A 23,116-nucleotide genomic window follows, 5' to 3' on the forward strand; every position below is an offset into this window, starting at 1 on the left:
CTCCATGACACTGCGCCGCGTCCTGTCCCTCTCGGCCGCCTCGGCCGCCCTGCTCCCCATGGCGGTGGCCGCCGCGCCCGCCTCCCAGGCAGCTCCCGCCGCGGACCTCCCGACCTGCTCCGACCTCGACACCGCCCACGGGCAGTACCACAGCAACACATTCGTGGGCCGGACGTTCGGCATACCCAGGTCGATCACCCCGGGCACAGACTGGACCACCTACACCGCCACACTCACCAACGCCTCGGCGAAGCAGCTCAAGTCCTTCGCACTCACCGCCGAGTTGGGCAGTTACGTCTACAACGAGGGCGAGCGCGACCTGAGCCCGTACGGCGACCTGGAGTACTGGGACACCTCGCGGCACGTCTGGAAGACACTGCGCCGGGCCGACGGAAAGGCCGGCGGCACCGTCCCCGGCCCGACGACGCTCGAACCCCGCGCGTCCGTGCATGTGCAGCTGCGGTTCAGGGTGCACGAGGACCTGCCCCTGGACCAAACGTACGACGCGTTCACCGGCATCGTCGGCACCTCCGTCGACCACTACCGCGACACGGACTGCTCCGTCCACGGCAACGCCGACGGCTCGTTCGCCCCCCACAAGGGCTGACGCGCACGGGCCGGCACGGCCCCTCGCCTTCGCGCCCGAGGCCGGCCTGCGGCAATCCCTGCCCCGTCCCGCCGTTCCGGCGGCCGGATTTCACATCTCGTCGACCAACTCGCTGAGCCTACGGGTGAGTTCGGTGGCCACGGCGCGGTGCTCGGGGGTCAACTCGCGAAACGCGCGCAGTTGACGTTCCCGCAGGCGGGTGCGGTGCTCGGCCATCAGGTCGGCGCCGGTCCCGGTGAAGGCGATTTCCACGCGGCGTTCATCGCCGGGTGTGCGGGTGCGGGTGACGATGCCGTCGCGTTCGAGCTGCTTGAGCATCCGGGTGGCGGTGGGGGTGGTGACGCCGGCGCGTTCGGCCATCTCGCTGACGCCGAGGGCACCGTGGTCGGCGAGTGATTCCAGCAGCTGCACCTGGGAGAGCGACAGGGCCGGGCGCGTCTGGCCGGCGAGCCGGCCACGGCTGCGGCGAACGGCGCCGAGAAGACTCTGCACCGCCCGGGTGAACTCATGGAACTCCGCGTCGTCGGCCTGCGGCAGGCGGTCACCGGCCGGCTCCGGGCCGGGGTGTTCGTTTTGCGTGGGCGGGGTCATGGGTCTACGTTAACAACAAAGCTAAGAGTTAGCTTGCTAAGTCACTCAGAGGTGAAGCACCGTGACACACCCCGCGCGCATCGACACCCACCACCACATCGTTCCGCCGCACTACCGCGACTGGCTCCTCTCCCGCGGCGTGACCGCCGGCGGTCTGCCCGTCCCGCGCTGGGACGTCGACACCGACCTCGCCTTCATGGACAGCCAGGACATCCAGGCGGCCGTCCTGTCGGTCTCCACGCCCGGCGCCTACCTCGGGGACGCCGCCGAGGCCACCACGTGGGCCCGCAAGGTCAACGACTACGCCGCCGCGATCGTCAGGGACCGCCCCGACCGCTACGGCTTCTTCGCCACCCTCACGCTGCCCGATGTCGACGGTGCGCTCGACGAGGCCGCCCGTGCCCTGGACGAGCTCGGCGCCGACGGCATCGTGCTCCTCGCCAACCAGAGCGGCACCTACCTCGGCGACCCGGCCTTCGAACCGCTGATGGCCGAACTCGGCCGGCGTGGCGCCACCGTCTTCGTCCACCCCGCCGAACTGCCCGGCCCGCTCGTCCCCGGCATCCCGCCCTACGCCGCGGACTTCCTGCTCGACACCACCCGCGCCGCGATGAACCTCGTCCTGTCGGGCACCACCACCCGCCACCCGGACATCCGGTTCATCCTGTCCCACGGCGGCGGCTTCCTCCCCTACGCCGCCCACCGCATCGCCCTCGCCCTGCCCGGGCACCAGCAGGTCAGCGGGACGAGGCCCGTCATGCCCCACGAGGAGATCCTCGCGGAACTGCGGCGTTTCTACTTCGACACCGCCCTCAGCGCCAACCCCGACACCCTCCCCACCCTGCTCGCCTTCGCCGACCCCGCCCGCATCACCTTCGGCAGCGACTTCCCGTACGCCACCGCCGAGATGTCCGCCTACTTCACCCGGCAGCTCGACGCCTACCCCCTCGACGACCGGCAGCGCACCGCCATCGACCACGGCAACGCCCAGGCCCTCTTCCCTCGGCTCGCCCGCTGATCGAAGTGCCCTCACAGCCGCCGAGTCCCGCCGGCACTCCGGCGGCGCTCCGTGGAACCGGAAGGCGTGCCGTGCCGAGGCGTGAGCCTCGGATGCCAGGCGATGCGCTCACGAGCGTGCCGCCCGGGCACGTCATGTCTCCAGGTCCGGGACGACCGCAGCAGCCGGCCCCTCCGTGACCGCGGCCTCCCTGTACTCGCTGGGGGTCATGCCGGTCGCCGTGCGGAAGGCGCGGTAGAACTGCACCGCGCTGGAGAAACCCGTCTCCAGCGCGATCGTGCCGGCCCGGGTGGGTGCGCAGCATCAGCCGGGCGCGCTCCAGCCGCAGGGAGCGCAGGCGGGCCATGGCGGACTCACCCGTGCCCTCGAAGAGGCGGAACAGGGTGCGGCGGGAGACGTGCAGGCCCGCGGCGATGCCCTCGGCGTCCAGGTCAGGGTCCGCCAGATGTGCGCGCATGTAGGCCAGCGCCTCCGCGCGACGCAGCGACTCGGGCATCACACCCTGACCGGGGGCGAGCAGGCCGATGAGCGATGCTCCCAACGCGGTCGCCTGGGGCTCCAGGCGGTGCGCGCCGAGGCGGTCGCCGTCCTGGCGCTGCGCAAGGTGCACGAAGAACGCCGCCACCGCGCCCGTAGCCCCGCCGCAGTCGAACGTCCTGGCGAGCAGGTCGTCGCTGCGGCTCACGCCGGCCAGCGAGAACGCCTTGTCGGCGGGCAGTTCGAGGACGACCTGCTCGTAGTACTCCTTCGCGGACAGGGAGAACGGCTCGGCACTGTCGTAGATCACCAGCGACCCGGGAGTCGCGAGCGTCCGACGTCCCGCCTGTTCGACGAGCAGGCTCGTCGACGCGGGCAACACCGTCGTGATGCTCGCGCTGGACATGCGCGTCGTCGCCACGGCCGACCGCGTCATCGACCTCGGGCCCGGAGCGTGGGAGGACGGCAGCACCGTCGTCGCCGGCGGCACCCCGGCGCAGGTCGCCGAAGGAGGCGTCGGAGCGTCGGCGAAGTACCTCGCCGACGCGCTTGAGGAGTCCGCAGCGCTACAGCGCTCCGCATGACGGACCGCGCCTGGCCGAAGGCTCCCTCATCGCATTCCTACGCGATGATCACGCGCCACGCCGCGGCTCAGCCGCGCAGGGCGGCGGCGAAGAGGCCGGGCAGCTTCGCCCATCCGGGGCGGGCGGCGAACGCGGTGAGCCGGCGGCCTGTGACGGCCGCGGTCCGGTGGGTGACGAACCACGGCGGTCGCGGGGAGAGTGTGAACTGCCCGGTGAGCACGGACCGGGGGAAGGGCCGGAACGGCCCGCACACGACGGTCCGTTCGGTGTCGGCAAGCAGGAGTCCGTTGTGGACGACCCCGATGCCGCTCTGCGCGTCATGGAGGGTGTGACCGGGAAAGGTGCCCCAGGTGGCACGGGCCGTCAGATAGCCGACTGCGGTCCAGGCGTTGACCGCGACCGTGCCGTAGCGCAGGTCGGCGACGGCTCGGGTGAACCCGGCGCCGAGCGCGCGCAGGGTGTGCGGGTGCGCGATGACGTTGGCGCCCAGCGTCCCCGCGAGCCGGTCACCGGTTCGAGTATCTCCGGCCCCAGGTGCGGGGCGAGCTGCTGGAGCAGCGTCCGGCGCCGGTCCGCGGAAGCCAGCCGGTCGAGGTTCCGGGCCTCAGCCCCGGCCACCAGCACGCACAGGTAGCCGGGACCGTCCGACGGCGAGGTGTCGAAGACCGCGCCGCCCGGTTCCCCCAGCATCACGAACTCCGCGTGGCCGCCGCCTTTCCGCCGGAGTGGCCGTTCGTAGACCGCGATGGCCTTGTAGACCGAGTCCATGTAGGTGTTCCGCTCCAGCTCGGTCCGGTTCGCCGGGAGCGGAGGGTCGTAGCCGATCCGGCCGGACAGCGGAGGCGGGACGGCCACGATCACTCGGCCGGCCCGGACGGCGCCGGAGGTGGTGTGCAGGGTCGCGCCGCCATCGTCGTACCGGATCGAGGTGACCCGGCGGCCGGTCAGCACTCGCGACCCGAGCTCGGCGGCCGGCCGGTCCGTCAGCGTACCGGCGCCCTCGGTGACCAGCGCCTCCTGGGCGCCGCCCCTGGTCGACAGCATCGCCGCCAGCGCGCCCTGGAAGCGAACCGTCTCGGCGAAGGCGTGCATCGAGTAGCGGTCGAGGTCCGCCGTGGTGGAGACCGCGACCAGCACCGCGAGCACTCGCCGTGCGGCCTGGCACCCTGCGCAGCCATGCCTCGGCCGACCGCCCTTCCCACCGCCGGGGCGCTCCCCACCGTGAGCGGATGCTCCGCCCAGCACTGCGTAGGCCCGGTCGCCGCGCAGGCTACCCTCGGTGATGCCCACGGCCGGCAGGGCCTCGCCGATCATGCCAATACCGACACGACCGACGGCTGTCCCACCGGCACCGGCCTGCCCAAACCATCATGACGACACCACGCTACGAAGGTCAGTAGGCGGGCCGCCGACCGGAATCGGCTCCGGATCCGCCGAAGTCCTCCTCGTTCACCGGATTCCAGTTGGTCTCCCTGATCTCCGTCAGCAGCGCCTCGCGCTTACGACGAGGCAGGGAGTCCTCGTTGGTGCTGTGCATGGCCCAGGGGATCGGGCAGGGGCCCTCGTGTTCGGGATCAGGACACAGGAGGTCCGTCAGCCGGTCCATCAGTTCCTCGTGCTGGGCAGCTGTAGCGACCATCGCGATGGTCACCTGCCAGAGCCTGGGCCGCTCCTGGGTGTTGTCGTCGGAGGCGGAGTCGGACACGATGCTGCTCCTTGTCTCTGCTGCGGGTGACGTCGTCGGCGTGGCCTGCGGCCCCGACGACAGAGAGGGCGGTGTGTCCCGGAGTAAGCCTCGCGGGACACACCGCCGGTACTCGGCCGGGAACGTCAGGTATGGGATCCGGCCGATTGATCAGGGACTGCAGCCGCAGAGGCTGCCGCTGGTTCCCCTCCAGACCTCACTGTGGAACAGGATGCCCCACGAATTGTGGTTGGCACTGCGCATCCAGTTGGGCACGTTCTGCCTGTGCATTGTGCGCGGGTTGTAGTTGCCGTCCAGCCACTGGCGGAGCCTGTTCTTGGTGCAGTCGTACGCCTTGCAGTGCCTGGCGTAGCAGCCACGGGGCGCTTGGTGCACCACGTCCCGCTTCGCGTCTTTCACCGCGCTGTCCTCGTTGTTGCCCGAACCTGCTCCGAACACATAGCCAGTGCAGTGCGACCCCCGGCCTGCTAGCTGGCACTTGGCTTTGCACTTCCATTTCCGGCCGTCCAGGTCGTTCTGATTGACCGGGTCCCCCGGATACCCGTAGCGGTTGTCGCCACCGCCGGGGACGGGGTCGACGGAGAGGAAGCGGCCGGTCGTCGGGTCGTACAGGCGCATCCCCATGAGCATGTGACCGGTGACCGTCTCGGCCGATCGCTGGCGGACCCCCAGCCAGCCGTATCGCGGCAGCTCCCGTCCGGCGCGGGCATTTCCGTACTCGTCAGTGTCCAGGGCCCTCGGCGCCACGGACGTGTCGAGGGGAGTAGTGCCGCATCAGGCAACGTTCGCCCCATTGTTCGTCCGCACTGCCTTGCAGCGTGCCGTCAGGGGCTAAGCTCTCGCCCGTGGGCGTCGATGACTCGCTCAGCCAGGCCGTGGGAGTGTTCGTTACGCGCCGGCCTCACGGCTTTCTGCATCTGGATCCCGACGGTCTCGAACGTGCATTTGGAGCCGCGGCCGTAGGACTTCGACCGCTCCTGGAGGCAATGGTGTCGGAGATGATGGCGCTGCCGTTCCAGGGTGATGACCTGGTGGCTGGGACGCGGGCGGCAGAGGCCGTCATGAGCGAGCGGCATCCGGAACTACGTCCGGAGGCGATCGCTGCGCTCGGCTTCTACTACAGCTACACCTGGCGATGACGCTGCTGCATCAGGCGACGTTGGCCCTGGCGACAACCTTGCGCAGGCGCTCGTCCTGGGCATGCTTGTTCCGCCAGATGATATAGCGGCGGATCATGCTCCCCTGTTGCTTGTGGCTGGTGTGGTCGGTGCCGTCGAGGGTGAAGTAGCGCAGGGCTGTTAACTGGGCCTCGATCCGGTTCAGCCAGAAGCTGTTGGTCGGGGTGTGTAGGCGACCTCGACGTTGTTCGCCTCGGTCCAGTTGGCGACCCGACGGCACCGCTTCGTGATCAGGTGCGGCGAGTAGTTGGCGCACACAATCGCGATGCGCACGTCGGTGGAGTGGAGACTGCGCAGGTAGCGGCAGAACTCCAGGAACGTGTTGCGGTTCTTGGTCTTCTTGATGTGCTCGTAGAGCTGATCTTTCCCCAGGTCGTAGGCAAGCGAACAGGTGCCGGACGCCGTGCGGGCGGGGGTAGGTGGCCCGCACGGCGTGGCCGTGGCTCGCGGTCGGGGTCCTTGTGCTTGCCGCCGCGCTCGACCCACTGGCGTCCGGGATGGGACTGAAGGTTGAGCGAGCCGAACTTGTCCATACAGAACATGACTTCGGGTTCGCCCGGCTCGGAGAATACCCGCTCGTCCGCGAGCTGGCCGCTGCCGATGCCCGCCACTGGGTGCCGGTGGCGGTGACGTACCGGGTGCTCGGGCTGGCCCGCCAGCCCTACTACCGGTGGCCGGCGTCACCGACGGTTCACAGACGTGTTGCCCCCCGAGGCCGCCTGTTACATCCGCCATCAGCTGCGAGGCTCGGTGACCGACCGGTGCCTGCACGGTGTTGCCCTGCGCGTCACGGTCTGCCGGGCGATGACGGTGAGGTCGGCCAATGGCTCAGGCGTTGATGCCGAAGCATCGCACGACGAACCGCATCCGTCTCTTCTGTCACGACACAACTGCGCGCGGCGACTGACGACCGATCGGTCCCGAACGCCCCAGTTCAACGCAGCGTAGTCAGCGCCAAGTCAGCACGGGAGAGGTGGGGACAGGCGATGACGTGGGCTTTCAGTCAGCACCGAACCAGCACGGGATTTCGTGACCACCTTCCATACCATGCTGGAACAGGGCATCTTGGACGCCTCCCTTCACCGTCCCTCGGGGGCCATTTTCCTTGCAGTTCGAGCGGCTCCCCACGGCCCCCATGGTGGGCGCCCGCACTCCCCGCCCCGAAACTATGGTGGCCCATCACATACGCCTCTCACCTGCCCGTTCCTACGGTGTGGCGACACGCATACCCGTCCCCCGTCACACGCAGGAAGTGGTGCCGATGTCGTCGCCCGCAGCCGCTCCGCCCGCCCCGAACCACCTCAAGCGCATCGTCGCCGCCAGCCTCATCGGGACCACCATCGAGTGGTACGACTACTTTCTCTACGGGTCCGCCGCCGCGTTGGTCTTCGGGAAGGTGTTCTTCCCCGAGTCCGATCCGCTGACCGGGACGCTGCTCTCCTTCCTCACCTACGCCATCGGCTTCGCCGCGCGGCCGCTCGGCGCCGTGGTGTTCGGGCACTTCGGCGACCGGGTCGGGCGCAAGAAGCTGCTCGTCATCAGCCTGTTGATGATGGGCTGCTCCACCGCGCTGATCGGCTGCGTGCCCGGCTACGACACCATCGGCCTCGCCGCCCCGCTCCTGCTCACCACTCTGCGGCTGGTCCAGGGGTTTGCGCTGGGCGGCGAGTGGGGCGGCGCCGTGCTGCTGGTGTCGGAGCACGGTGACGCCCGGCGTCGCGGGTTCTGGGCGTCCTGGCCGCAGGGCGGCGCGCCCGCCGGCAACCTGGTGGCCGTGGGTGTCCTCTCCCTGATGACCGGGACGCTCAGCGACGACGCGTTCAACTCCTGGGGCTGGCGCGTGCCGTTCCTGCTCTCCGCCGTACTGGTCATGATCGGGCTGTGGATCCGGCTGTCCGTCGACGAGTCGCCGCTGTTCAAGGCGGCGCTGGCCAAGGACGAGCAGCGCAAGGCCCGGCAGAAGGCCGACCAGTTGCCCTTCGTCGCGGTGCTGCGCAACCACTGGCGCGACGTCCTGGTCGCCATGGGCGCCCGCATGGCCGAGAACATCTCGTACTACGTCATCACCGCCTTCGTCCTCACCTACTGCGTCGAACACCTCGGCCTCGGCAAGCAGACCGCCCTCAACGCGGTGCTGATCGGCTCGGCCGTGCAGTTCTGTCTGATCCCGCTGTTCGGCGCGCTCTCCGACAAGGTCGGCCGCAAGCCGGTCTACCTCGTGGGCGCCGTCGGCGTCGGCGCCTGGTCCTGGGCCTTCTTCGGGCTGCTGGACACCAAGTCCTTCCCCGCGCTCGTCCTCGCCGTCACCGTCGGGCTGATCTTCCACAGCGCCATGTACGCCCCGCAGGCCGCCTTCTTCTCCGAGCTGTTCGCCACCCGGATGCGCTACACCGGCGCCTCCATCGGCGCCCAGCTCTCCTCGGTGGCGGCGGGCGCGCCCGCCCCGCTGATCGCCACCGCGCTGCTCGGCGCCTACGGCAGCTCCGTCCCGATCTCGGTGTACGTCGGTGCGTCCGCCGTGATCACCGTCGTCGCCGTGGCGGTCGCCCGGGAGACCCGCGGCCGCGACCTGGCCGCGGTCGAGCCCGCCGGAGACGGGGCATCGCGAGCGACCGCCGACTCGGATACGGATGCGGAGTCGGACGCCGGGCGGCAGGCGACCGCCTCCACCTGATCGTCGGGGCCGGGGCTCCGCCACCACCGCCTCCGCCTGATCGCCGGCGCGCCCAGTGGCCCGCCACCTGGGACGGAGGGGGCCGGGTGTCCCGGTTCCCTCCGTCGCCTCCCCTTCCGCTTCCGCTCCCTCCCCCCTCCCCAAACCCGCCCTCCCCCGACTACGGTCCGCCCATGCCTGAGAAGATCGCCTCCGTCGTCCCCCATCTGCGCCGACTGCTCGAACTCCTCGCCTCCGACGCCCCGCCCGAGGACTTCGGCGCCGTCGCCGCCGAGGCGCGGCGCGGCGGCGCGGACCCGCGGGACGTCGCGGAGGTCGAGCAGGCCGCCGCCGCCGCGCTGCGCGTGCGCGGCACGCTGCGCCAGCACCGGCGGCGCGAGGCGGAGCTGACCGCCCTCTTCGACACCGCCGGGGACCTCGCGGCGTTGCGCGACCTCGACGCCGTACTGCGCTCGATCGTCCGTCGCGCCAGGATGCTGCTGGGCACCGACACGGCCTACCTCACCCTCCCCGACGAGGCGGCCGGGGACACCTACATGCGGGTCACCGACGGCTCGGTGTCCGAGCTGTTCCAGAACCTGCGGCTCCAGCTCGGCGAGGGTCTCGGCGGCCTGGTCGCACAGACCGCCCGGCCTTACGCCTCCCCCGACTACCGCACCGACGAGCGCTTCCACCACACCGGCAGCATCGACGCCGGTGTCCTGGACGAGGGTCTGGTCGCGATCCTGGGGGTGCCGCTGCTGCTGGGCTCCGGCAGCGGCGGCAAGGTCATCGGCGCGCTCTTCGCCGCCGACCGGGCGCCCAGGACCTTCTCGCCCGACGAGGTCGCCCTGCTGTGCTCACTGGCCGACCACGCCGCCATCGCCATCGACACCGCCAAGGCGATGGCCGACGCGCGGGCCGCGCTGGCCGAACTGGCCGGCGCCAACGCCGTGATCCGGGAGCACTCCGCCGCGATGCAGCGCGCCGAGGAGGCCCACGACCGGCTCACCGACCTGGTGCTGCGCGGCGGTGACGTGCCGGAGGTGGCCGCCGCCGTCGCCGGTCTCCTGGAGGGGGACGTCACCGTCCACGACAGCGGCGGGTGGCCGCTCACCTCGAACGCCCTGGAGGGCGGCGGGGGCGCCGACGCCGCCGGTCGGGGCAGCGCCGCCGGAGCCGAGGCGGCCGCGCTGGTGGCGGCCGCCGAGGAGTCGCGCGCCGCCGCCCACGCCGTGTTCCGCGACGGGCGCTGGGTGTGCGCGGTGCTGGCCGGACAGGAGTTGCTGGGCAGCCTGGTGCTGCACGGGCGGCCCGATCTGGAGGGCCCCGACCGGCGTCTGTTCGAGCGCAGCGGCGTCGTCACCGCGCTGCTGCTCCTGTTGCGGCGCTCGGTCGCCGAGACCGAGAACCGGGTCCGCGGCGATCTGATGACCGACCTGCTCACCGCGCCCGACCGCGACCCCGTCGGCCTGGTGGACCGGGGCCGCCGACTGGGCGTCGACCTGAACCGGCCGCATCTGCTGCTGGTCGCCGAGGCCGGCGCCGCGGTGCGGGAGCGGCTCGCCGGCGCCGCCGTGCAATACCTGTTCGGCAGCGGCAGCGTCAGCGCGGAACACGCGGGCGCCTCGGTGCTGTTGCTGCCCCGCGTCGACGGCGGTCCGGGGGACGCCGCCCGCGCCGCCGCCGGGCAGCTCACCCACCTGGTGGGCGCCCCGGTCACGGTGGCCGGCGCCGGGCCGGCGGCCGGGCCGCGGGCGCTCGCGGACGCGTACGCCGAGGCCGCGCGCTGTCTGCGGGCGCTACGGGTGCTCGGCCGCGAGGGCACCGGCGCCTGCGCCGCCGAACTCGGTTTTCTGGGTGTGCTGTTGGGTGAGAACCATGACGTGGAAGGGTTCGTCGCCGCCACCCTCGGGCCACTCCTGGACTACGACGCCCAGCGCGGCACCCAGCTCGTCCACACCCTGCACGCCTACTTCGGCTGCGGCGGCAGTCTAACCCGCGCGAAGGACGAACTACACGTGCACATCAACACGGTCGTGCAGCGGCTCGACCGGGTCCAGACACTGCTCGGCCCCGACTGGAACAGTCCGGAGCGCGCGCTGGAGCTGCAACTCGCCCTCCGGCTCCACCTGTTGTCGGGAAGCTGACGCGCTAGACCTCCATGTCCGTCTCTGCCAGGCCCGCTTCGGCCAGCAGGCGGTGTGCCACCAGCCGTGCGCCCTCGTCGCCCACGAGGATCGTGTAGTGGTTGACACCGGGTACGCGCTCGGGCCGGACCAGGTGCGGGTCGAGGTCGGCGGCGGCGAGGCGCCGCTCGTCGTACAGGCCCTGCGGCTCGTCCATCAGGCCGCGTTCGGCCCACAGCAGGGTGGTGGGGCGGGGCAACCGGTGCACGGCGCCGAGCACCTGCTCGCCGAGCTGGTCGATGCCGTCGTCCCGTACCGCCTCGATCCGGCACGAGGAGCGCAACTCCGGTTCCTCGCCCACCAGATCGCGCTGGATGTACGCGTCCACCCAGGGCGACCACGCGTCGGCGAAGGCCGGGTGGTCCTGCCAGAACGCGCGGTAGGCGTCCCGGTCGGGGAAGGTCATCGACAGGCGTCGCATGGCGGGGCCGATGACCGCGGTGATCAGCTCGTCGGGGTCCAGGTCGGTCGGGGCCGGGAAACCCACCCCGCCGTCGACCAGCAGCAGCCCGGACAGCAGGCCGGGGTGGCGTACGGCGGTCAGGGCCGCGGTGAAGGCGCCCATGGAGTGGCCGGTCAGCACCACCCGGCCCAGGCCGAGCGCGGCCACCACGGCGGCCGTGTCGTCGGCGTGCGCCGCGATGCCGTACGGGCCCGGAAGCGTGCCGCTGCCGCCCCGGCCGCGCAGGTCGGGCGCGACCAGGGTGACCCGGCCGGCCAGGTGGTGGGCGACCCGGGCCCAGCTGAGGCCGTTGGCGGTGATGCCGTGCAGGGCCAGGACGACCGGTGCGCCCGGGTCGGCGGCCAGCCAGCGCAGTACGGCCAGTTCACCGCCGGGTACCGGCACCCGCAGCTCTTCGGGCGGGGCCGCGGACGTGTCCTGACGTGACGTCATGTCGGTCATGGGTGGGTCGTCTCCTTGCGGGCCGTGGTGGTGCGGGCGGCGCGCAGGCGCGCCGGGAGCCGGGCCATGCCGCCGGGCAGCAGGTATATCACCGCCACGAACAGCGCGCCGAGCAGGAACAGCGGCTGGGACAGCGGCACCCGCAGCACGGCGGGCAGGTCGGCGACGGCGCCGGAGTTGGCGAGGTCGCCGAGCCGGTGGTCGGCCCAGGTGTAGAGGATGCCGCCGGCCAGGGGGCCCCAGCGGGTGCCGGAGCCGCCCAGCACCACCATCACCAGCAGCGACAGGGTGAAGTCGGAGGTGGTGGTCTGCGGGGTGGCGCCGCCGGTCAGCAGCAGGTAGACGATGCCGCCGAGCGCGGCCAGGGCGCCGGCCAGGACGAAGGCGATCAGCTTGAAGCCGTACGGGCGCAGGCCCAGCACCTCCACCCGGCGCTCGTTCTCCTTGATGCCCTCCCAGACCCGGCCGGTGGGCGAGCGGACCGCCCAGTGCACGACGAGCAGCACCACGACGAGGTAGGCCAGCGCGATCCAGTACAGGTTGGCGGTGTGGTCGATGCCGACGAATGCGGCGGGCACCTTGTCGGCGGGGGCGGCGCGGCCCTCCTCGCCGCCGGTGACGCCGCCCGGGTCGCGCTGCACGAGGATCGAGCCGGCCTGCGCGAAGGCGAGGGTCACCATGGAGAACCCGATGCCGCTCACCCGCAGGCTGACCGCGCCCAGCGCCGCGGACAGCGCCACCCCGGCGAGCAGGCCGAGCAGTGCGGCGAGGGCGAACGGCAGGCCCGCCTCCAGCATGACGGTGTTGGTGACGTAGGTGCCGGCGGCGAAGTAGAGCGCATGGCCGAAGGAGAGCAGTCCGGTGCGGCCCAGCAGCAGGTCGTACCCGGTGGCCAGGGCTCCGAAGACCAGGCACAGAGCGAGAAGTTGGAGGTTGCCGGGGCTGCCGATCGGGCCGTCCAGCAGGCCGGGCAGCGGCAGTGCGCTGTAGGGCGCGATGAACAGGACCACCAGCAGCGGGGCCGGCCACCAGCGGGCGGCGCGGCGCAGCGGCCCGGCGTGCGGGGCGAGCGGGTGGTCCGCCGTGCGGGTTTCGCCGCGCGGCTGGGTGGCGGTGGTCATGCGAGTCTCCCGGTCAGCCCACGCGGCCGGACGAGCAGCAGGGCGGCGAGCAGGACGACGACGGCGAGGTCGCCGAGTCCGGCGCTGGTGTAGTAGTTGGCGAACTGCTGGACGAGGCCGACGGCGACGGAGGCCAGCGCGGCGCCGGTGAGCGAGCCCATGCCGCCCATGACGACGACCACGAAGGCGAAGATCAGCAGCGAGGTGCCCTGTTCGGGGTCGACGGAGCCGAAGTAGAGGCCGCCGATCGCGCCGCCCAGGGCCGCGGCGGCGCCGCCGATGGCGAAGACCAGCGTGAACGCCTTGCGCACGTCGATGCCGAGCGCGGTGACCATCGCCCGGTCCTCCACACCGGCCCGGACCACCAGGCCGTGCCGGGTGCGGCCGAGGAACAGCTTGAGCGCGACGAGCACCACCAGCGCGGCGGCAATCAACACCAGGCGGTTGAGGGGCACTTCGGCGCCGAGCAGGCCGAAGGTGCCGGACAGCGCGTGCGGTCCGGGGAAGGGCCGGGCGTCGGCGCCCCAGATCGCGGACAGCAGGGCCGGCACGGCCAGTCCGACGCCGACCGTGGCGAGGATCTGTTCGCGCGGGCGGGTGTACAGGGGCCGGATGACGGTGAGTTCGAGCAGGATCGCGGCGAGGGTGCCGACGGTGGTGCCGAAGACGACCGCGAGGACGAAGCCGGCCCCGCCGAAGCCGGCGCCGGGCAGCTGGCCGGAGGCGGCCCACCACGTGCCGTACGCGCCGATGGACATGAGCGCGCCGTGGGCGAAGTTGAGCACGTCCATCAGGCCGAAGATGAGGGAGAGGCCCGAGGCGACCAGGAAGTAGAGCGCGCCCAGGCCGAGTCCGGTGAGGGTGAGCAGAACGACGGTGGACATCAGGCGTCCGCCTCCGCGGTCCGGGCGGCGGGGTGCGCCGCGGTGTGTGCTGGTGCGGCGGGGGACGGGGTGCGGGTGTCCCCCGTCCGGCCGCGGCTCGCGTGGCCGACGCCGAGGAGACGGCGGGTCGCGTCGGGGTCCGCGAGGAGTTCGGCGGCGGGGCCGCGGTGTGCGGTGCGGCCGTCGGCGAGCACCGCGCAGTGCCGTGCCAGGCGGCGCACCACGGCGAGGTTCTGCTCCACCAGCAGCACGGGTACGGCCTCGGCGGCGCGCTCCAGCACCCGGGTGACCTCGGTGACCACCTTGGGCGCCAGGCCCTTGGTGGGTTCGTCGGCGATGATCAGCCGGTTGCCGTTGAGCAGCGTACGGGCGATGGCGACCATCTGCTGCTGGCCGCCGGAGAGGGTGCCGGCGGCCTGCCGGGCGCGCTGCTTGAGCTCCGGGAAGAGTTCGTGCACCAGGCCGTACGCCGGTTCGCCGGTCCCGGGCCGTTCGGCCAGGCGCAGGTTCTCGGCGACGGTGAGCGCGGCGAACACACCCCGGTCCTCGGGCGCGTAGCCCACACCGTGGCGGACCAGGGCGTGGGTGGCCAGGCGGACCGTCTCCGCGCCGGCCAGCAGGACGCTGCCGGTGCGCGGGACGAGACCGAGGATGCCGCGCACGGTGGTGGTCTTGCCGGCGCCGTTGCGGCCCAGCAGGGCGGTGGTGCCGCTCGCCGCCACGTCGAGGTCGACGCCGTGCAGGATGTGCCGGCCGCCGATGACCACCCGCAGGTCGCGGACGGTGAGCAGGGGCGGGGTGCCTTCACCGGCGGGGGCCGCGGTCTCCCCGCCGGGCGCCGCGGTCTTCCCGCCGGGCGCCGCTGCCTTCCTGGCGGGAGCCGCTGCCTTCCTGCCGGGAGCCGCGGTGGGCCCGTCAGGCTCTACGGCTTGCCCGCCGGGCTCTACGGCTTGCCCGCCGGGCGCAGCGGCGTTCCCGCCGGGCGCTGCCGCATTGCCGCCGGGCGTCGCGGCGCTCCCGCCGGGCGCAGCGGCACTCCCATCGGGCGCAGCGGCGTTCCCACTGGCCGTCGCGGAGTTCCCACCGGGCGCTGCGGAGTTTCCGCCGGGTGTCGCGGGGGTGTTCACAGGGCCTCCCCGAGGTAGGCCTGCTGCACGGTCGGGTCGGCCATCACGGCTCCGGGTGTGTCCAGGGCCAGCAGCGTGCCGTGGTGCATCACGGCGAGCCGGTCGGCCAGGCCGAGCAGGACGTCCATGTGGTGCTCGACCATGAGCACGGTGCGGCCCTCTTCGCGGTGCAGCGAGCGGATCAGCTCGGTCAGCGCGGGCACCTCCTCGGCGCTCACCCCGGCCATCGGCTCGTCCAGCAGCATCAGGCGGGGTTCGCCGACGAGCAGCACCGCGAGTTCGAGCTTGCGTTTCTCGCCGTGCGAGAGGGAGTCGGCGGGTGTGTCGGCGCGATGGGTCAGCTCGGTGCGGGCGAGGACCCGGGTGACCTGGTCGGCGTAGGCGTCGGCGCGCCGCCACACCCGGTAGGAACCGCCGCATGCCGCCTGGGCGGCCAGGCGCACGTGGTCGGCGACGGTCATGCCCGGCCACAGGCTGGAGGTCTGGAAGGTGCGGCCGAGGCCGCGCCGGGCCCGGGCGTAGGCGGCCTCGGCGGTGACGTCGGCGCCGTCCAGCTCGACCGTGCCGCGGGTGGCCGGGTTGATGCCGCTGATCAGGTTGAACAGGGAGGATTTTCCCGCGCCGTTGGGGCCGATGAAGGCCAGGAACTCGCCTTCGCGGACGTCGAAGGTGACGGAGTCGACGATGGTGGCGCCGCCGACCGTCCAGCCGACGTCGCGCAGCGCGAGCACGGGCCCGGGACCGGGTGCCGGGGAGGCGGGGACCCCACCGGCGGCCGGGGCCCCGTCGGCGCTCGGCGGCGCCGTGTTGGGGGAGGTCATCGGCTCAGCCCACCGTCTTCTTCACCGGAGGCGCGACCGACGACGCGGGGACGTCGGCGACGAGTCGCGGCTCGGCGGCGGCGCCGGCGCCCTTCAACTTGGCTGTGAACATGGGCTGGAGGAGAGCGTGGTCCTCGGCGCGGATCTGCTCCTTGCCCTTGGGCCCCTCGAAGCTCCGGCCCTCCAGGGCCTTGACCATGGCGGAGGTGTCGGTGGCGCTGCCGGACTCGATGGCGTGCACGATCATCTGGGCGGCGGTGAAGCCGTCGGGGCTGAACAGGTCGGGGGTGCCGCCGGCCTTGGTGATGCCGTCGAGCATCGCCTTCTCCACCGGGTTGCCGCCGCCGGCGCCGGGGAAGTAGTGGGCGAGGAAGGACACCTTGGAGCCCGCCGAGCCGAAGATCGGGTAGGAGGCGGTGCCGGCCAGTCCGGTGACCACCTTCCCGGCGTCCAGCACACCCTGCTGGTCCAGCGCGGTCCACAGCGCGGGGGCGGTGGCGCCGGCCCAGGCGACGAACACCAGATCCGGCTTGCCCGCCTTGGCCTGGCGGGCGAACGGGGTGAGGTCGGTGGCGCTGGGCGGGGCCAGCACGGAGCCGACCTTCGCGCCCTTCGTGCCGAGGACGGCCTTCACGGCGGCCACGTTGGCCTGCCCGAACGCGGAGTTCTGGGCGAGCACGGTGACCTTCTTGCCCTGGGGGTCGCCGAGCAGGGAGCCGGCGGTCAGGGTGTCCTGGTAGGACTGGCGGCCGGAGCGGAAGGTGTAGGTGTTGACGCCGGTGACCGCGTCGGTGGCGGCGGGGCCGCTGACGTAGAGCACCTTGTTCTGCGCGGCCAGCGGCGCCATCTGGAGCGCCACACCGGAGTCGGTGGTCCCGGCGATGATCTTGTAGCCCTTGCCGACCAGGGTCTTGGTGGCGGCGACGGCCTTCGCCGGGTCGCCCGCGTCGTCCTGCTCGCTGACCTCGATCGGGTGGCCGCCGGCCTTGTTGGTGCCGTGCGTGGCGTAGGCGAGGCCCGCCTTGAAGCCCTCCTCGTACTGCTTGCCGTAGGCGGCGAGCAGTCCGCTGCGGGAGTAGACCAGGCCGACCTTGACCGGGTCCGACGCCTTGTCCCCGCCGGTGGAGGTGCCGGCGGTGCCCGCCGACGAGCAGCCGGTGACCAGGGCGCCCGCGGCGAGCAGGGCGAGGATCGAGACGGATCTGCTTCTGAGGGTGCCCGTGGCGTGGGAACGCATGATGGCCGGCTCCTGAAGGTGTGTCGCCCGTACGCCGCCGCCGGGCGCCGTCCCCTCCCGAGGAACGGCCGCCCGCAGCCCGCGGCGGTGGGATCGCGGTGGGTGGTTGCCGGAACGATAGGAGGGCCCGGGCGCGTACGGCATGTGGCCGGCACCCGCTCCTCGCGGTCTGGTCATGGCATCGGCACACATGGCCGGTGCCGGCCGGGGCGGCGATCGTGAGACCGCCTGACCGCCGTCACCGGGCCGCCGGCCTCACACGTCGGCCGGCCGCGGCCGTCCCACACCTCATGCGGTGCGTGTACGACGACTTATGACCGTTCGTCAGGCAGCACGGAGATCCCCTGGGGAAGGAATCGGCATGGACAAGGTGGTGGACTCGGCCGCGCAGGCGGTGGCGGACGTCCCCGACGGCGCGGTGCTCGCGGTGGGCGGCTTCGGCCTGTGCGGCATCCCGTCGACCCTGATCGGCGCGCTGGTCGAGGCCGGCACGTCCGGGCTGCGAGTGGTGTCCAACAACTGCGGGGTGGACGACTGGGGACTGGGCCTGCTGCTGCGGGCCGGCCGGATCGCCCGGATGACCTCCTCCTACGTGGGGGAGAACAAGGAGTTCGCCCGCCAGTACCTGGCCGGCGAGCTGGAGGTGGAGCTCACCCCGCAGGGCACGCTCGCCGAACGGCTGCGGGCCGGCGGCACGGGCATCCCAGCGTTCTACACACCGGCCGGCGTGGGCACCCAGGTCGAGACGGGCGGCCTGCCCTGGCGCTACGCCCCCGACGGCAGCGTCGCGGTGGCCTCGCCGCCCAAGGAGGTACGGGAGTTCGGCGACCGCCGCCATCTGCTGGAGGAGGCCATCACCGCCGACTTCGGGCTGGTCCGGGCGGCCGTCGCCGACCGGCACGGCAACTGCGTCTTCCACGCGGCGGCGCGCAACTTCAACCCGCTGTGCGCGATGGCGGGCCGGGTCACCGTGGTCGAGGCCGAACGCATCGTCGCGGCGGGCGAGTTGCCGCCGGACGCGGTCCATCTGCCGGGGGTGTACGTGGACCGGGTGGTCGCCGTGGACACCTCGCTGGAGAAACGTGTCGAGCGCCGTACCGTACGCCCGGCGCGCCGCACCGCTCCGGCGGCGGGCGCCGCCGACACCCGTACCGCCACGGCCGAGACACCCACACCCAGCGCCACACCTTCCACTACCGCCACCGCCACCGAGGAGAACTGACGATGCCGCTCGACCGGGACCAGCTCGCCGCCCGTGCCGCGCGGGAGCTGCGCGACGGCCAGTACGTCAACCTGGGCATCGGCCTGCCCACGCTCATCCCCAACCACCTGCCCGAGGGGGTGCACGTGGTGCTGCACTCGGAGAACGGCATCCTGGGCGTCGGCCCCTACCCGTACGCGGGCGAGGAGCACCCCGACCTGATCAACGCCGGGAAGGAGACGGTGACCACCGTCGCCGGCACGTCCTACTTCGACTCGGCGTTCTCCTTCGGCATGATCCGGGCCGGCCGGATCGACGTGTCCGTGCTCGGCGGCATGCAGGTGTCGGCCCGGGGCGACCTGGCCAACTGGATGATCCCGGGGAAGATGGTGAAGGGGATGGGCGGGGCGATGGACCTGGTCCACGGCGCCCGCCGGCTGATCGTGGTCATGGAGCACACCGCCAGGGACGGGTCGCCGAAGATCGTCGAGGAGCTGACGCTGCCCGCCACCGGCCGCCGCGTCGTCCACCGGATCATCACCGACCTGGCCGTCGTCGACGTCACCGCGGCGGGGCTGCGGCTGGTCGAGACGGCCCCCGGCGTCACGGTGGAGCAGGTGCGGGACGCCACGGACGCCGAACTCCTGTCCGACGACGAGGCGGTGGCCGCACGCCGCTGACCCTGCGGGCGACGGCTGGAGAGCGGCTGAGGAAACTCAGGCCAGCGGGTCGTGACCCCAGTTCATCAGGGAGTACCGCCACCGGGTGTCCTCCACGTCGCCCGACGGCCGCTGGGCCAGGTGCCGTCGGATGTAGCCGGTGACCTTGCGCATGTGCTGGTAGTCGTCGTCCGAGAGGTCACCCTTCTTCGCCCGGAGGATCTCCGCGATGCGGCGGCCGGAGGCGTGCCCGGTGGACTCCTCGCCGTCCTTGTGCTGACCGGCGCTCTGCGACGCGTCGGTCGCCAGCCACTCCTCCAGCCGCGCCGGTTTCATGTTCACCAGCTCGCGGAAGTCCTCCCAGGTCTCCTTGCGCTCCGCACCGTCCACGCCGCCTCACATCCCTCCGGCCTCGCCGGCCCCTCGGACCCTTCGGCCACTCGGACCCTTCGGCCTCGTCGTTCCCGTCGGCAGCCCCATCGGCTTCCTCGGTCTCCTCAGCCAGCGTGCGGCCCGGCCGCCCGGTTCGCAGCCCGGTTCGCGGCGCGCGGGGTGGGATCAGACGCTCGCCGGGTGGGATCATGGGGCCGCGGTGACGGGCACGGCCCGGCCCGCCCGGAGGCACGGCACCCGAGCCCACAGGAGTTCACATGGCCCTCGACGTCGACGCGGTCCGCGCGCGGATACCCGCGCTGAAGTCCGGCTCCGCACGCTTCGACGCCCCCGGCGGCACCCAGACGCCCCAGCCGGTCATCGACGCCATCGCCGACACCCTGTCCCGGCCGCTGGCCAACCGGGGCCGCACCACCGAGGGCGAGCGCAACGCGGACGACACCGTCGCCGGGGCCCGCGCCGCCCTGGCCGACCTGCTCGGCGCCGCACCGCGGGGCATCGTGTTCGGCCGCAGCGCCACCCAGCTGGCGTACGACCTGTCCCGGACGCTGGCCAAGGACTGGGGGCCGGGCGACGAGGTGGTCGTGACCCGTCTGGACCACGACTCCAACATCCGGCCCTGGGTCCAGGCGGCCGAGGCGGTCGGCGCCACCGTGCGCTGGGCGGACTTCGATCCGGCCGCCAGCGAGCTGCGTCCCGAGCACGTGGCGGCGGTGCTCTCCGCGCGCACCCGGCTGGTGGCGGTCACCGCGGCGTCGAACCTGATCGGCGCCCGCCCCGACCTCCCGGCCGTCGCGGCGCTGGCGCACGGCGTCGGCGCGCTGCTGCACGTGGACGCCGTGCACTACGCCTCGCACGCGGCCGTGGACCTGGCCGCCCTGGGCGCGGACACGCTGGTGTGCTCGCCGTACAAGTTCCTCGGTCCGCACCTGGGGGTGCTGGCGGCCCGGCCGGAGTTCCTGGAGACCTTGCGCCCGGACAAGCTGCTGCCGTCGAGCGACGCCGTGCCGGAGCGGTTCGAACTGGGCACCCTGCCCTACGAACTGCTGGCCGGCGCGCATGCCGCAGTGGACTTCCTCGCGGATCTGGCGCCGGGTGCGGGCGGCACCCGGCGCGAGCGTCTGGCGGCCTCCTTCGCCGCGCTGGAGGCGCACGAGGACGCCCTGCGCGGGCGGATCGAACGGGGGCTCGCGGACCTCGGCGGGATCACCGTGTACTCGCGAGCCGCGCGGCGCACTCCGACCCTGCTGTTCACCGTGGCCGGACTGCGCCCGGCCGACGTCTCCCGGCAGCTGGCCGAGCACGGCGTCGACGCTCCGGCCGGTTCCTTCTACGCGCTGGAGGCGTCGCGGCGGCTCGGTCTGGGCGACGGAGGCGGCGTACGGGTCGGGCTGGCGCCGTACAGCTGTGCGGACGACGTCGAGCGGCTGCTGACGGCGCTGGACGCCCTCGACCGCTGAGCACTGCGCTCTGAGCACTGCGCTCTGAGCGCGCGGCGGCCCCCGTCAATGCGCTGACCATGCGATTCACCCGCTGGAGTGAGAGTCATACCGGCGCGCGCCGAGACTTCCGGTCCTGTCCGGGGCCGGTTCCCGGCCCCGGCGCCGTCTCCCTCGTCGCAACGGCCACCCGGAGTCGGGCCGCCGTCGCGACACGCCGTGCCATTCCCGCGCATACGGCGATGAAACCGGCCGAACCACTTTGACCGAGACGCATACGCGGTCGCTGTTCACCGCCACAGGTCCGAGGTTTGCTGTGGGGCACGCCAGCACCCGCCGGCCGGAGTCCCCGCAGCCGCGGCCGGGGCGGACGGACCGCCGTCCCGTCCCGAAGCCGTCCCCACGCTCCGCCCTCGCGGTCTCGCGCGGGCCTCCGCGCCCCTGTGGCGCACCGAACCGTCGAAGGACAGGGGGACCATCATGTCCATCCGGAAGACTCTCGCACTCGTGGCCGGCCCGGCGCTGCTGGGCAGCGGCCTGACCCTGCTCGCGCCGGCGAGCACTGCTCTGGCCACGCCGCAGAACGCCGACACGCCATCCGCGGCGGTACGCCACACCCGGCCCGCCGTCGGGCTGGAGTGCGGCCGCAACTGGCCGCACCACCAGTACCGCAAGGGCGGGGTGACCGGGGCGTACACGGCCTTCCACGTGTGTTGGGACAACCGGCGCAACGCGCGGATCGACTACTCCTCGTCCTACGTCAGGGACACCCGCACGGACCGTAACAAGGCCTACGTGTACGTGCGGTACCAGAAGCTCAACCAGGGTCGCTGGAAGCGGGAGTGGACGGGCCCCCTGGCCGCCGCGGGCCCGCGGAACAACGGCAGCAGGAAGCACTTCCAGTGGGGCAACTCCTCCGTGCAGGGCGTGGCGGTGGCCGTCTGCGCCGGCACCAGGGCCCCGTGGCAGCGGGGCAGCCACTGCAAGCTGGTCTGACCGGGACTGACCGGTCCGACCGGCCGACGGCGGGCGGTCTTCGGGCAGCGGCCCACGCGGGGCCGCTGCCCGGATCCCGAGACGGGATTGCCGCCCGCCGATACATGGTATTTACATGCATCTTATGCGCAGCTCCGACATTCCCTCCGCCGACGGCGCCCCCACGAACGCGGGCGCCCCCGCCTCCGACGGCGCTCCCCCGCACACCGGTGCGCCCACGAACGCCGGTGCGCCGACGAACGCCGGTGCGCCGACGCCTACCGGTGCTCCGACGAACGGCGACGCTCCCGTGAACACCGGCGGCCCCGCCCCGGCCGATCGGGCCGCCCGCCGGGCCGTCACCGTCTTCCCCGTCCTCGTCCTCGCGGCCGGGGTCGTCGGCCTCCTGACGCCGGGCACCTTCAGCGGATACGGCCCCGACGTGCCGTATCTCCTCGGCCTGGTGATGTTCTGCATGGGCCTCACCATGTCCCTGGACGACTTCAGGGGCGTGGCCCGCCGTCCCTGGGCGGTGCTGCTCGGCCTGGTGGCCCACTACGTGATCATGCCGGGGCTCGGCTGGCTGGTGGCCCACCTGCTGCACCTCTCGCCCACCCTCGCGGCCGGTGTCATCCTCGTCGGCTGCGCCCCCAGCGGCACCGCCTCCAACGTGGTCACCTACCTGGCCCGCGGCGACGTGGCCCTGTCCGTCTCGGTCGCCACCGTCTCCACCGTGCTCGCGCCGTTGCTGACGCCGCCGCTGACGCTGCTGCTCGCCGGCCAGTACCTGCCCGTCGACGCCGGTTCGATGGTGACCGACATCCTCAAGACCGTGCTGCTGCCGGTCGTCGCGGGAGTGGCGGTGCGCCTGGTCGCCGGGCGCTACGTCGGGCGGGTGCTCGGCGCGATGCCGTGGCTGTCCTCGCTGGCGATCGCCGCGATCGTCGCCGTGGTCGTCGCGGGCAGCGCGCACGCCCTGAAGTCCGCCGCCCTCACCGTCCTGCTCGCGGTGGTGCTCCACAACGGCTGCGGACTGGCCCTCGGCTACGGCTGCGGACGGCTCGCCCGGCTCGGGCGGCCCGCGTCCCGCGCGATGGCCTTCGAGGTCGGCATGCAGAACTCCGGGCTCGCCGCCTCGCTCGCCACCGCCCACTTCAGCCCGCTGGCGGCCCTCCCCGCCGCCGTCTTCTCCGTGTGGCACAACGTGTCCGGCTCCCTCGTCGCCGCGTGGATGGCGCGGCGCACACCTCAGGAGACCGAAGCCGCCGCCCAGTGACGGCGCCCAGACCCGTCCCGGGCCGAACCCCAGCCCGCACCGGAGCCCGACCCGCACCGCGCCCCGATCCGCGCCGC

Annotated in this window: 23 protein-coding genes and 3 pseudogenes; 11 read left to right on the plus strand and 15 right to left on the minus strand. The window is 72.7% G+C overall.

The features are described 5' to 3' along the window. The first annotated feature begins 4 nt into the window (after positions 1 to 4). Positions 5 to 607, plus strand: a complete 603-nt coding sequence (locus tag ABEB07_RS00690; RefSeq protein WP_345666539.1) for a hypothetical protein — start codon at positions 5 to 7, stop codon at positions 605 to 607. Positions 608 to 697: 90 nt separating this feature from the next. On the opposite strand, the gene ABEB07_RS00695 is transcribed toward ABEB07_RS00690, so the two are convergent. Continuing rightward, positions 698 to 1,198: a MarR family winged helix-turn-helix transcriptional regulator gene (locus ABEB07_RS00695; RefSeq protein ID WP_176147244.1), complete on the minus strand. Its 501-nt coding sequence runs from the start codon at positions 1,196 to 1,198 to the stop codon at positions 698 to 700. Between the two features lie 61 nt (positions 1,199 to 1,259). On the opposite strand from ABEB07_RS00695, the gene ABEB07_RS00700 reads away from it, so the two are divergent. Then, positions 1,260 to 2,216, plus strand: coding sequence for an amidohydrolase family protein (locus ABEB07_RS00700; RefSeq protein WP_345666540.1), 957 nt, complete (start codon positions 1,260 to 1,262; stop codon positions 2,214 to 2,216). Between the two features lie 132 nt (positions 2,217 to 2,348). Here ABEB07_RS00700 and ABEB07_RS39125 read toward each other — a convergent pair whose 3' ends face one another. Further along, positions 2,349 to 2,492: a helix-turn-helix domain-containing protein gene (locus tag ABEB07_RS39125; RefSeq protein ID WP_425588930.1), complete on the minus strand. Its 144-nt coding sequence runs from the start codon at positions 2,490 to 2,492 to the stop codon at positions 2,349 to 2,351. 274 nt (positions 2,493 to 2,766) lie between these two features. Then, a pseudogene (locus ABEB07_RS39130) lies at positions 2,767 to 3,129 on the minus strand (AraC-like ligand-binding domain-containing protein); the annotation flags it as partial. Here ABEB07_RS39130 and ABEB07_RS00705 point away from each other — a divergent pair. Beyond that, positions 3,083 to 3,277 carry a hypothetical protein gene (locus ABEB07_RS00705; protein WP_345666541.1) on the plus strand — a complete coding sequence of 65 codons (195 nt, stop codon included), beginning with the start codon at positions 3,083 to 3,085 and terminating at the stop codon, positions 3,275 to 3,277. The pseudogene ABEB07_RS39130 and the gene ABEB07_RS00705 overlap by 47 nt on opposite strands. A 67-nt stretch (positions 3,278 to 3,344) precedes the next feature. Here the strand turns inward: ABEB07_RS00705 and ABEB07_RS00710 are convergent, their stop codons facing one another. From ABEB07_RS00710 to ABEB07_RS39135, 4 genes and pseudogenes are all read right to left on the minus strand, one after another. Then, positions 3,345 to 3,497 carry a hypothetical protein gene (locus tag ABEB07_RS00710; protein WP_345666542.1) on the minus strand — a complete coding sequence of 51 codons (153 nt, stop codon included), beginning with the start codon at positions 3,495 to 3,497 and terminating at the stop codon, positions 3,345 to 3,347. 143 nt (positions 3,498 to 3,640) lie between these two features. After that, a complete protein-coding gene (locus ABEB07_RS00715) occupies positions 3,641 to 4,423 on the minus strand; it encodes a flavin monoamine oxidase family protein (RefSeq protein ID WP_345666543.1) in 783 nt (260 codons plus the stop codon). A 247-nt stretch (positions 4,424 to 4,670) separates the two neighbouring features. Next, entirely contained in the window at positions 4,671 to 4,982 is a 312-nt protein-coding gene (locus ABEB07_RS00720; RefSeq protein ID WP_345666544.1) for a hypothetical protein, read from the minus strand. Between the two features lie 489 nt (positions 4,983 to 5,471). Beyond that, positions 5,472 to 5,744 (minus strand): annotated as a pseudogene (locus ABEB07_RS39135) (RHS repeat-associated core domain-containing protein); the annotation flags it as partial. An 83-nt stretch (positions 5,745 to 5,827) separates the two neighbouring features. Between ABEB07_RS39135 and ABEB07_RS00730 the strand changes: the two are divergent. Beyond that, entirely contained in the window at positions 5,828 to 6,121 is a 294-nt protein-coding gene (locus ABEB07_RS00730; RefSeq protein WP_345666546.1) for a hypothetical protein, read from the plus strand. A gap of 10 nt (positions 6,122 to 6,131) precedes the next feature. Here ABEB07_RS00730 and ABEB07_RS00735 read toward each other — a convergent pair. Further along, positions 6,132 to 6,726 (minus strand): annotated as a pseudogene (locus ABEB07_RS00735) (transposase); the annotation flags it as partial. Positions 6,727 to 7,421: 695 nt separating this feature from the next. Here ABEB07_RS00735 and ABEB07_RS00740 point away from each other — a divergent pair. Together ABEB07_RS00740 and ABEB07_RS00745 are read left to right on the plus strand one after the other, a co-directional pair. Next, complete coding sequence (locus ABEB07_RS00740) at positions 7,422 to 8,834, plus strand: MFS transporter (protein ID WP_345666547.1); 1,413 nt, start codon at positions 7,422 to 7,424, stop codon at positions 8,832 to 8,834. 173 nt (positions 8,835 to 9,007) lie between these two features. Beyond that, positions 9,008 to 10,963, plus strand: coding sequence for a helix-turn-helix domain-containing protein (locus tag ABEB07_RS00745; RefSeq protein ID WP_345666548.1), 1,956 nt, complete (start codon positions 9,008 to 9,010; stop codon positions 10,961 to 10,963). A 4-nt stretch (positions 10,964 to 10,967) separates the two neighbouring features. On the opposite strand, the gene ABEB07_RS00750 is transcribed toward ABEB07_RS00745, so the two are convergent. From ABEB07_RS00750 to ABEB07_RS00775, 6 genes are all read right to left on the minus strand, one after another. Then, positions 10,968 to 11,906 carry an alpha/beta hydrolase gene (locus tag ABEB07_RS00750; protein WP_345666549.1) on the minus strand — a complete coding sequence of 313 codons (939 nt, stop codon included), beginning with the start codon at positions 11,904 to 11,906 and terminating at the stop codon, positions 10,968 to 10,970. Then, entirely contained in the window at positions 11,903 to 13,027 is a 1,125-nt protein-coding gene (locus ABEB07_RS00755; protein ID WP_345666550.1) for a branched-chain amino acid ABC transporter permease, read from the minus strand. The genes ABEB07_RS00750 and ABEB07_RS00755 overlap by 4 nt, the downstream gene beginning before the upstream one ends. Further along, the gene (locus ABEB07_RS00760; RefSeq protein ID WP_345666551.1) at positions 13,024 to 13,911 is read right to left on the minus strand and encodes a branched-chain amino acid ABC transporter permease; all 888 of its coding nucleotides are present in this window, start codon (positions 13,909 to 13,911) and stop codon (positions 13,024 to 13,026) included. Before ABEB07_RS00760 ends, ABEB07_RS00755 begins: the two co-directional genes overlap by 4 nt. Further along, complete coding sequence (locus ABEB07_RS00765; RefSeq protein ID WP_425588931.1) at positions 13,911 to 14,684, minus strand: ABC transporter ATP-binding protein; 774 nt, start codon at positions 14,682 to 14,684, stop codon at positions 13,911 to 13,913. The genes ABEB07_RS00760 and ABEB07_RS00765 overlap by 1 nt, the downstream gene beginning before the upstream one ends. A gap of 350 nt (positions 14,685 to 15,034) precedes the next feature. Continuing rightward, on the minus strand, positions 15,035 to 15,859 hold the full coding sequence (locus ABEB07_RS00770) for an ABC transporter ATP-binding protein (protein ID WP_345666553.1): 825 nt from the start codon (positions 15,857 to 15,859) through the stop codon (positions 15,035 to 15,037). A gap of 4 nt (positions 15,860 to 15,863) precedes the next feature. Continuing rightward, positions 15,864 to 17,096, minus strand: a complete 1,233-nt coding sequence (locus tag ABEB07_RS00775) for a substrate-binding domain-containing protein (RefSeq protein WP_345666554.1) — start codon at positions 17,094 to 17,096, stop codon at positions 15,864 to 15,866. Positions 17,097 to 17,457: 361 nt separating this feature from the next. Between ABEB07_RS00775 and ABEB07_RS00780 the strand changes: the two genes are divergently transcribed. Continuing rightward, the gene (locus tag ABEB07_RS00780) at positions 17,458 to 18,318 is read left to right on the plus strand and encodes a CoA transferase subunit A (protein WP_345666555.1); all 861 of its coding nucleotides are present in this window, start codon (positions 17,458 to 17,460) and stop codon (positions 18,316 to 18,318) included. A 2-nt stretch (positions 18,319 to 18,320) separates the two neighbouring features. Beyond that, positions 18,321 to 18,977: a CoA transferase subunit B gene (locus tag ABEB07_RS00785; RefSeq protein ID WP_345666556.1), complete on the plus strand. Its 657-nt coding sequence runs from the start codon at positions 18,321 to 18,323 to the stop codon at positions 18,975 to 18,977. A 36-nt stretch (positions 18,978 to 19,013) separates the two neighbouring features. Here ABEB07_RS00785 and ABEB07_RS00790 read toward each other — a convergent pair whose 3' ends face one another. Further along, positions 19,014 to 19,346 carry a DUF3140 domain-containing protein gene (locus tag ABEB07_RS00790; RefSeq protein WP_345666557.1) on the minus strand — a complete coding sequence of 111 codons (333 nt, stop codon included), beginning with the start codon at positions 19,344 to 19,346 and terminating at the stop codon, positions 19,014 to 19,016. 260 nt (positions 19,347 to 19,606) lie between these two features. Between ABEB07_RS00790 and ABEB07_RS00795 the strand changes: the two genes are divergently transcribed. The 3 genes from ABEB07_RS00795 (at position 19,607) to ABEB07_RS00805 (ending at position 23,039) form a co-directional block, all read left to right on the plus strand. Further along, the gene (locus tag ABEB07_RS00795) at positions 19,607 to 20,809 is read left to right on the plus strand and encodes a cysteine desulfurase-like protein (RefSeq protein ID WP_345666558.1); all 1,203 of its coding nucleotides are present in this window, start codon (positions 19,607 to 19,609) and stop codon (positions 20,807 to 20,809) included. Positions 20,810 to 21,268: 459 nt separating this feature from the next. Next, positions 21,269 to 21,784: a hypothetical protein gene (locus tag ABEB07_RS00800; protein WP_345666559.1), complete on the plus strand. Its 516-nt coding sequence runs from the start codon at positions 21,269 to 21,271 to the stop codon at positions 21,782 to 21,784. A gap of 124 nt (positions 21,785 to 21,908) precedes the next feature. Next, positions 21,909 to 23,039 carry a bile acid:sodium symporter family protein gene (locus ABEB07_RS00805; RefSeq protein WP_345666560.1) on the plus strand — a complete coding sequence of 377 codons (1,131 nt, stop codon included), beginning with the start codon at positions 21,909 to 21,911 and terminating at the stop codon, positions 23,037 to 23,039. The last annotated feature ends 77 nt before the right edge of the window (positions 23,040 to 23,116 follow it).

This window comes from Streptomyces similanensis (assembly GCF_039543625.1).
Classification (GTDB): domain Bacteria; phylum Actinomycetota; class Actinomycetes; order Streptomycetales; family Streptomycetaceae; genus Streptomyces; species Streptomyces similanensis.

What these genes read in the sequence shown, in the direction of transcription:
- ABEB07_RS00745 (WP_345666548.1), top strand. Translation starts at nt 9,008, where the DNA reads ATGCCTGAGAAGATCGCCTCCGTCGTCCCCCATCTGCGCCGACTGCTC.
- ABEB07_RS00770 (WP_345666553.1), bottom strand. Translation starts at nt 15,859, where the DNA reads ATGACCTCCCCCAACACGGCGCCGCCGAGCGCCGACGGGGCCCCGGCC.
- ABEB07_RS00795 (WP_345666558.1), top strand. Translation starts at nt 19,607, where the DNA reads ATGGCCCTCGACGTCGACGCGGTCCGCGCGCGGATACCCGCGCTGAAG.
- ABEB07_RS00800 (WP_345666559.1), top strand. Translation starts at nt 21,269, where the DNA reads ATGTCCATCCGGAAGACTCTCGCACTCGTGGCCGGCCCGGCGCTGCTG.
- ABEB07_RS00805 (WP_345666560.1), top strand. Translation starts at nt 21,909, where the DNA reads ATGCGCAGCTCCGACATTCCCTCCGCCGACGGCGCCCCCACGAACGCG.
- ABEB07_RS00755 (WP_345666550.1), bottom strand. Translation starts at nt 13,027, where the DNA reads ATGACCACCGCCACCCAGCCGCGCGGCGAAACCCGCACGGCGGACCAC.
- ABEB07_RS00690 (WP_345666539.1), top strand. Translation starts at nt 5, where the DNA reads ATGACACTGCGCCGCGTCCTGTCCCTCTCGGCCGCCTCGGCCGCCCTG.
- ABEB07_RS00760 (WP_345666551.1), bottom strand. Translation starts at nt 13,911, where the DNA reads ATGTCCACCGTCGTTCTGCTCACCCTCACCGGACTCGGCCTGGGCGCG.
- ABEB07_RS00705 (WP_345666541.1), top strand. Translation starts at nt 3,083, where the DNA reads ATGCTCGCGCTGGACATGCGCGTCGTCGCCACGGCCGACCGCGTCATC.
- ABEB07_RS00750 (WP_345666549.1), bottom strand. Translation starts at nt 11,906, where the DNA reads ATGACCGACATGACGTCACGTCAGGACACGTCCGCGGCCCCGCCCGAA.
- ABEB07_RS00695 (WP_176147244.1), bottom strand. Translation starts at nt 1,198, where the DNA reads ATGACCCCGCCCACGCAAAACGAACACCCCGGCCCGGAGCCGGCCGGT.
- ABEB07_RS00785 (WP_345666556.1), top strand. Translation starts at nt 18,321, where the DNA reads ATGCCGCTCGACCGGGACCAGCTCGCCGCCCGTGCCGCGCGGGAGCTG.
- ABEB07_RS00740 (WP_345666547.1), top strand. Translation starts at nt 7,422, where the DNA reads ATGTCGTCGCCCGCAGCCGCTCCGCCCGCCCCGAACCACCTCAAGCGC.
- ABEB07_RS00780 (WP_345666555.1), top strand. Translation starts at nt 17,458, where the DNA reads ATGGACAAGGTGGTGGACTCGGCCGCGCAGGCGGTGGCGGACGTCCCC.
- ABEB07_RS00775 (WP_345666554.1), bottom strand. Translation starts at nt 17,096, where the DNA reads ATGCGTTCCCACGCCACGGGCACCCTCAGAAGCAGATCCGTCTCGATC.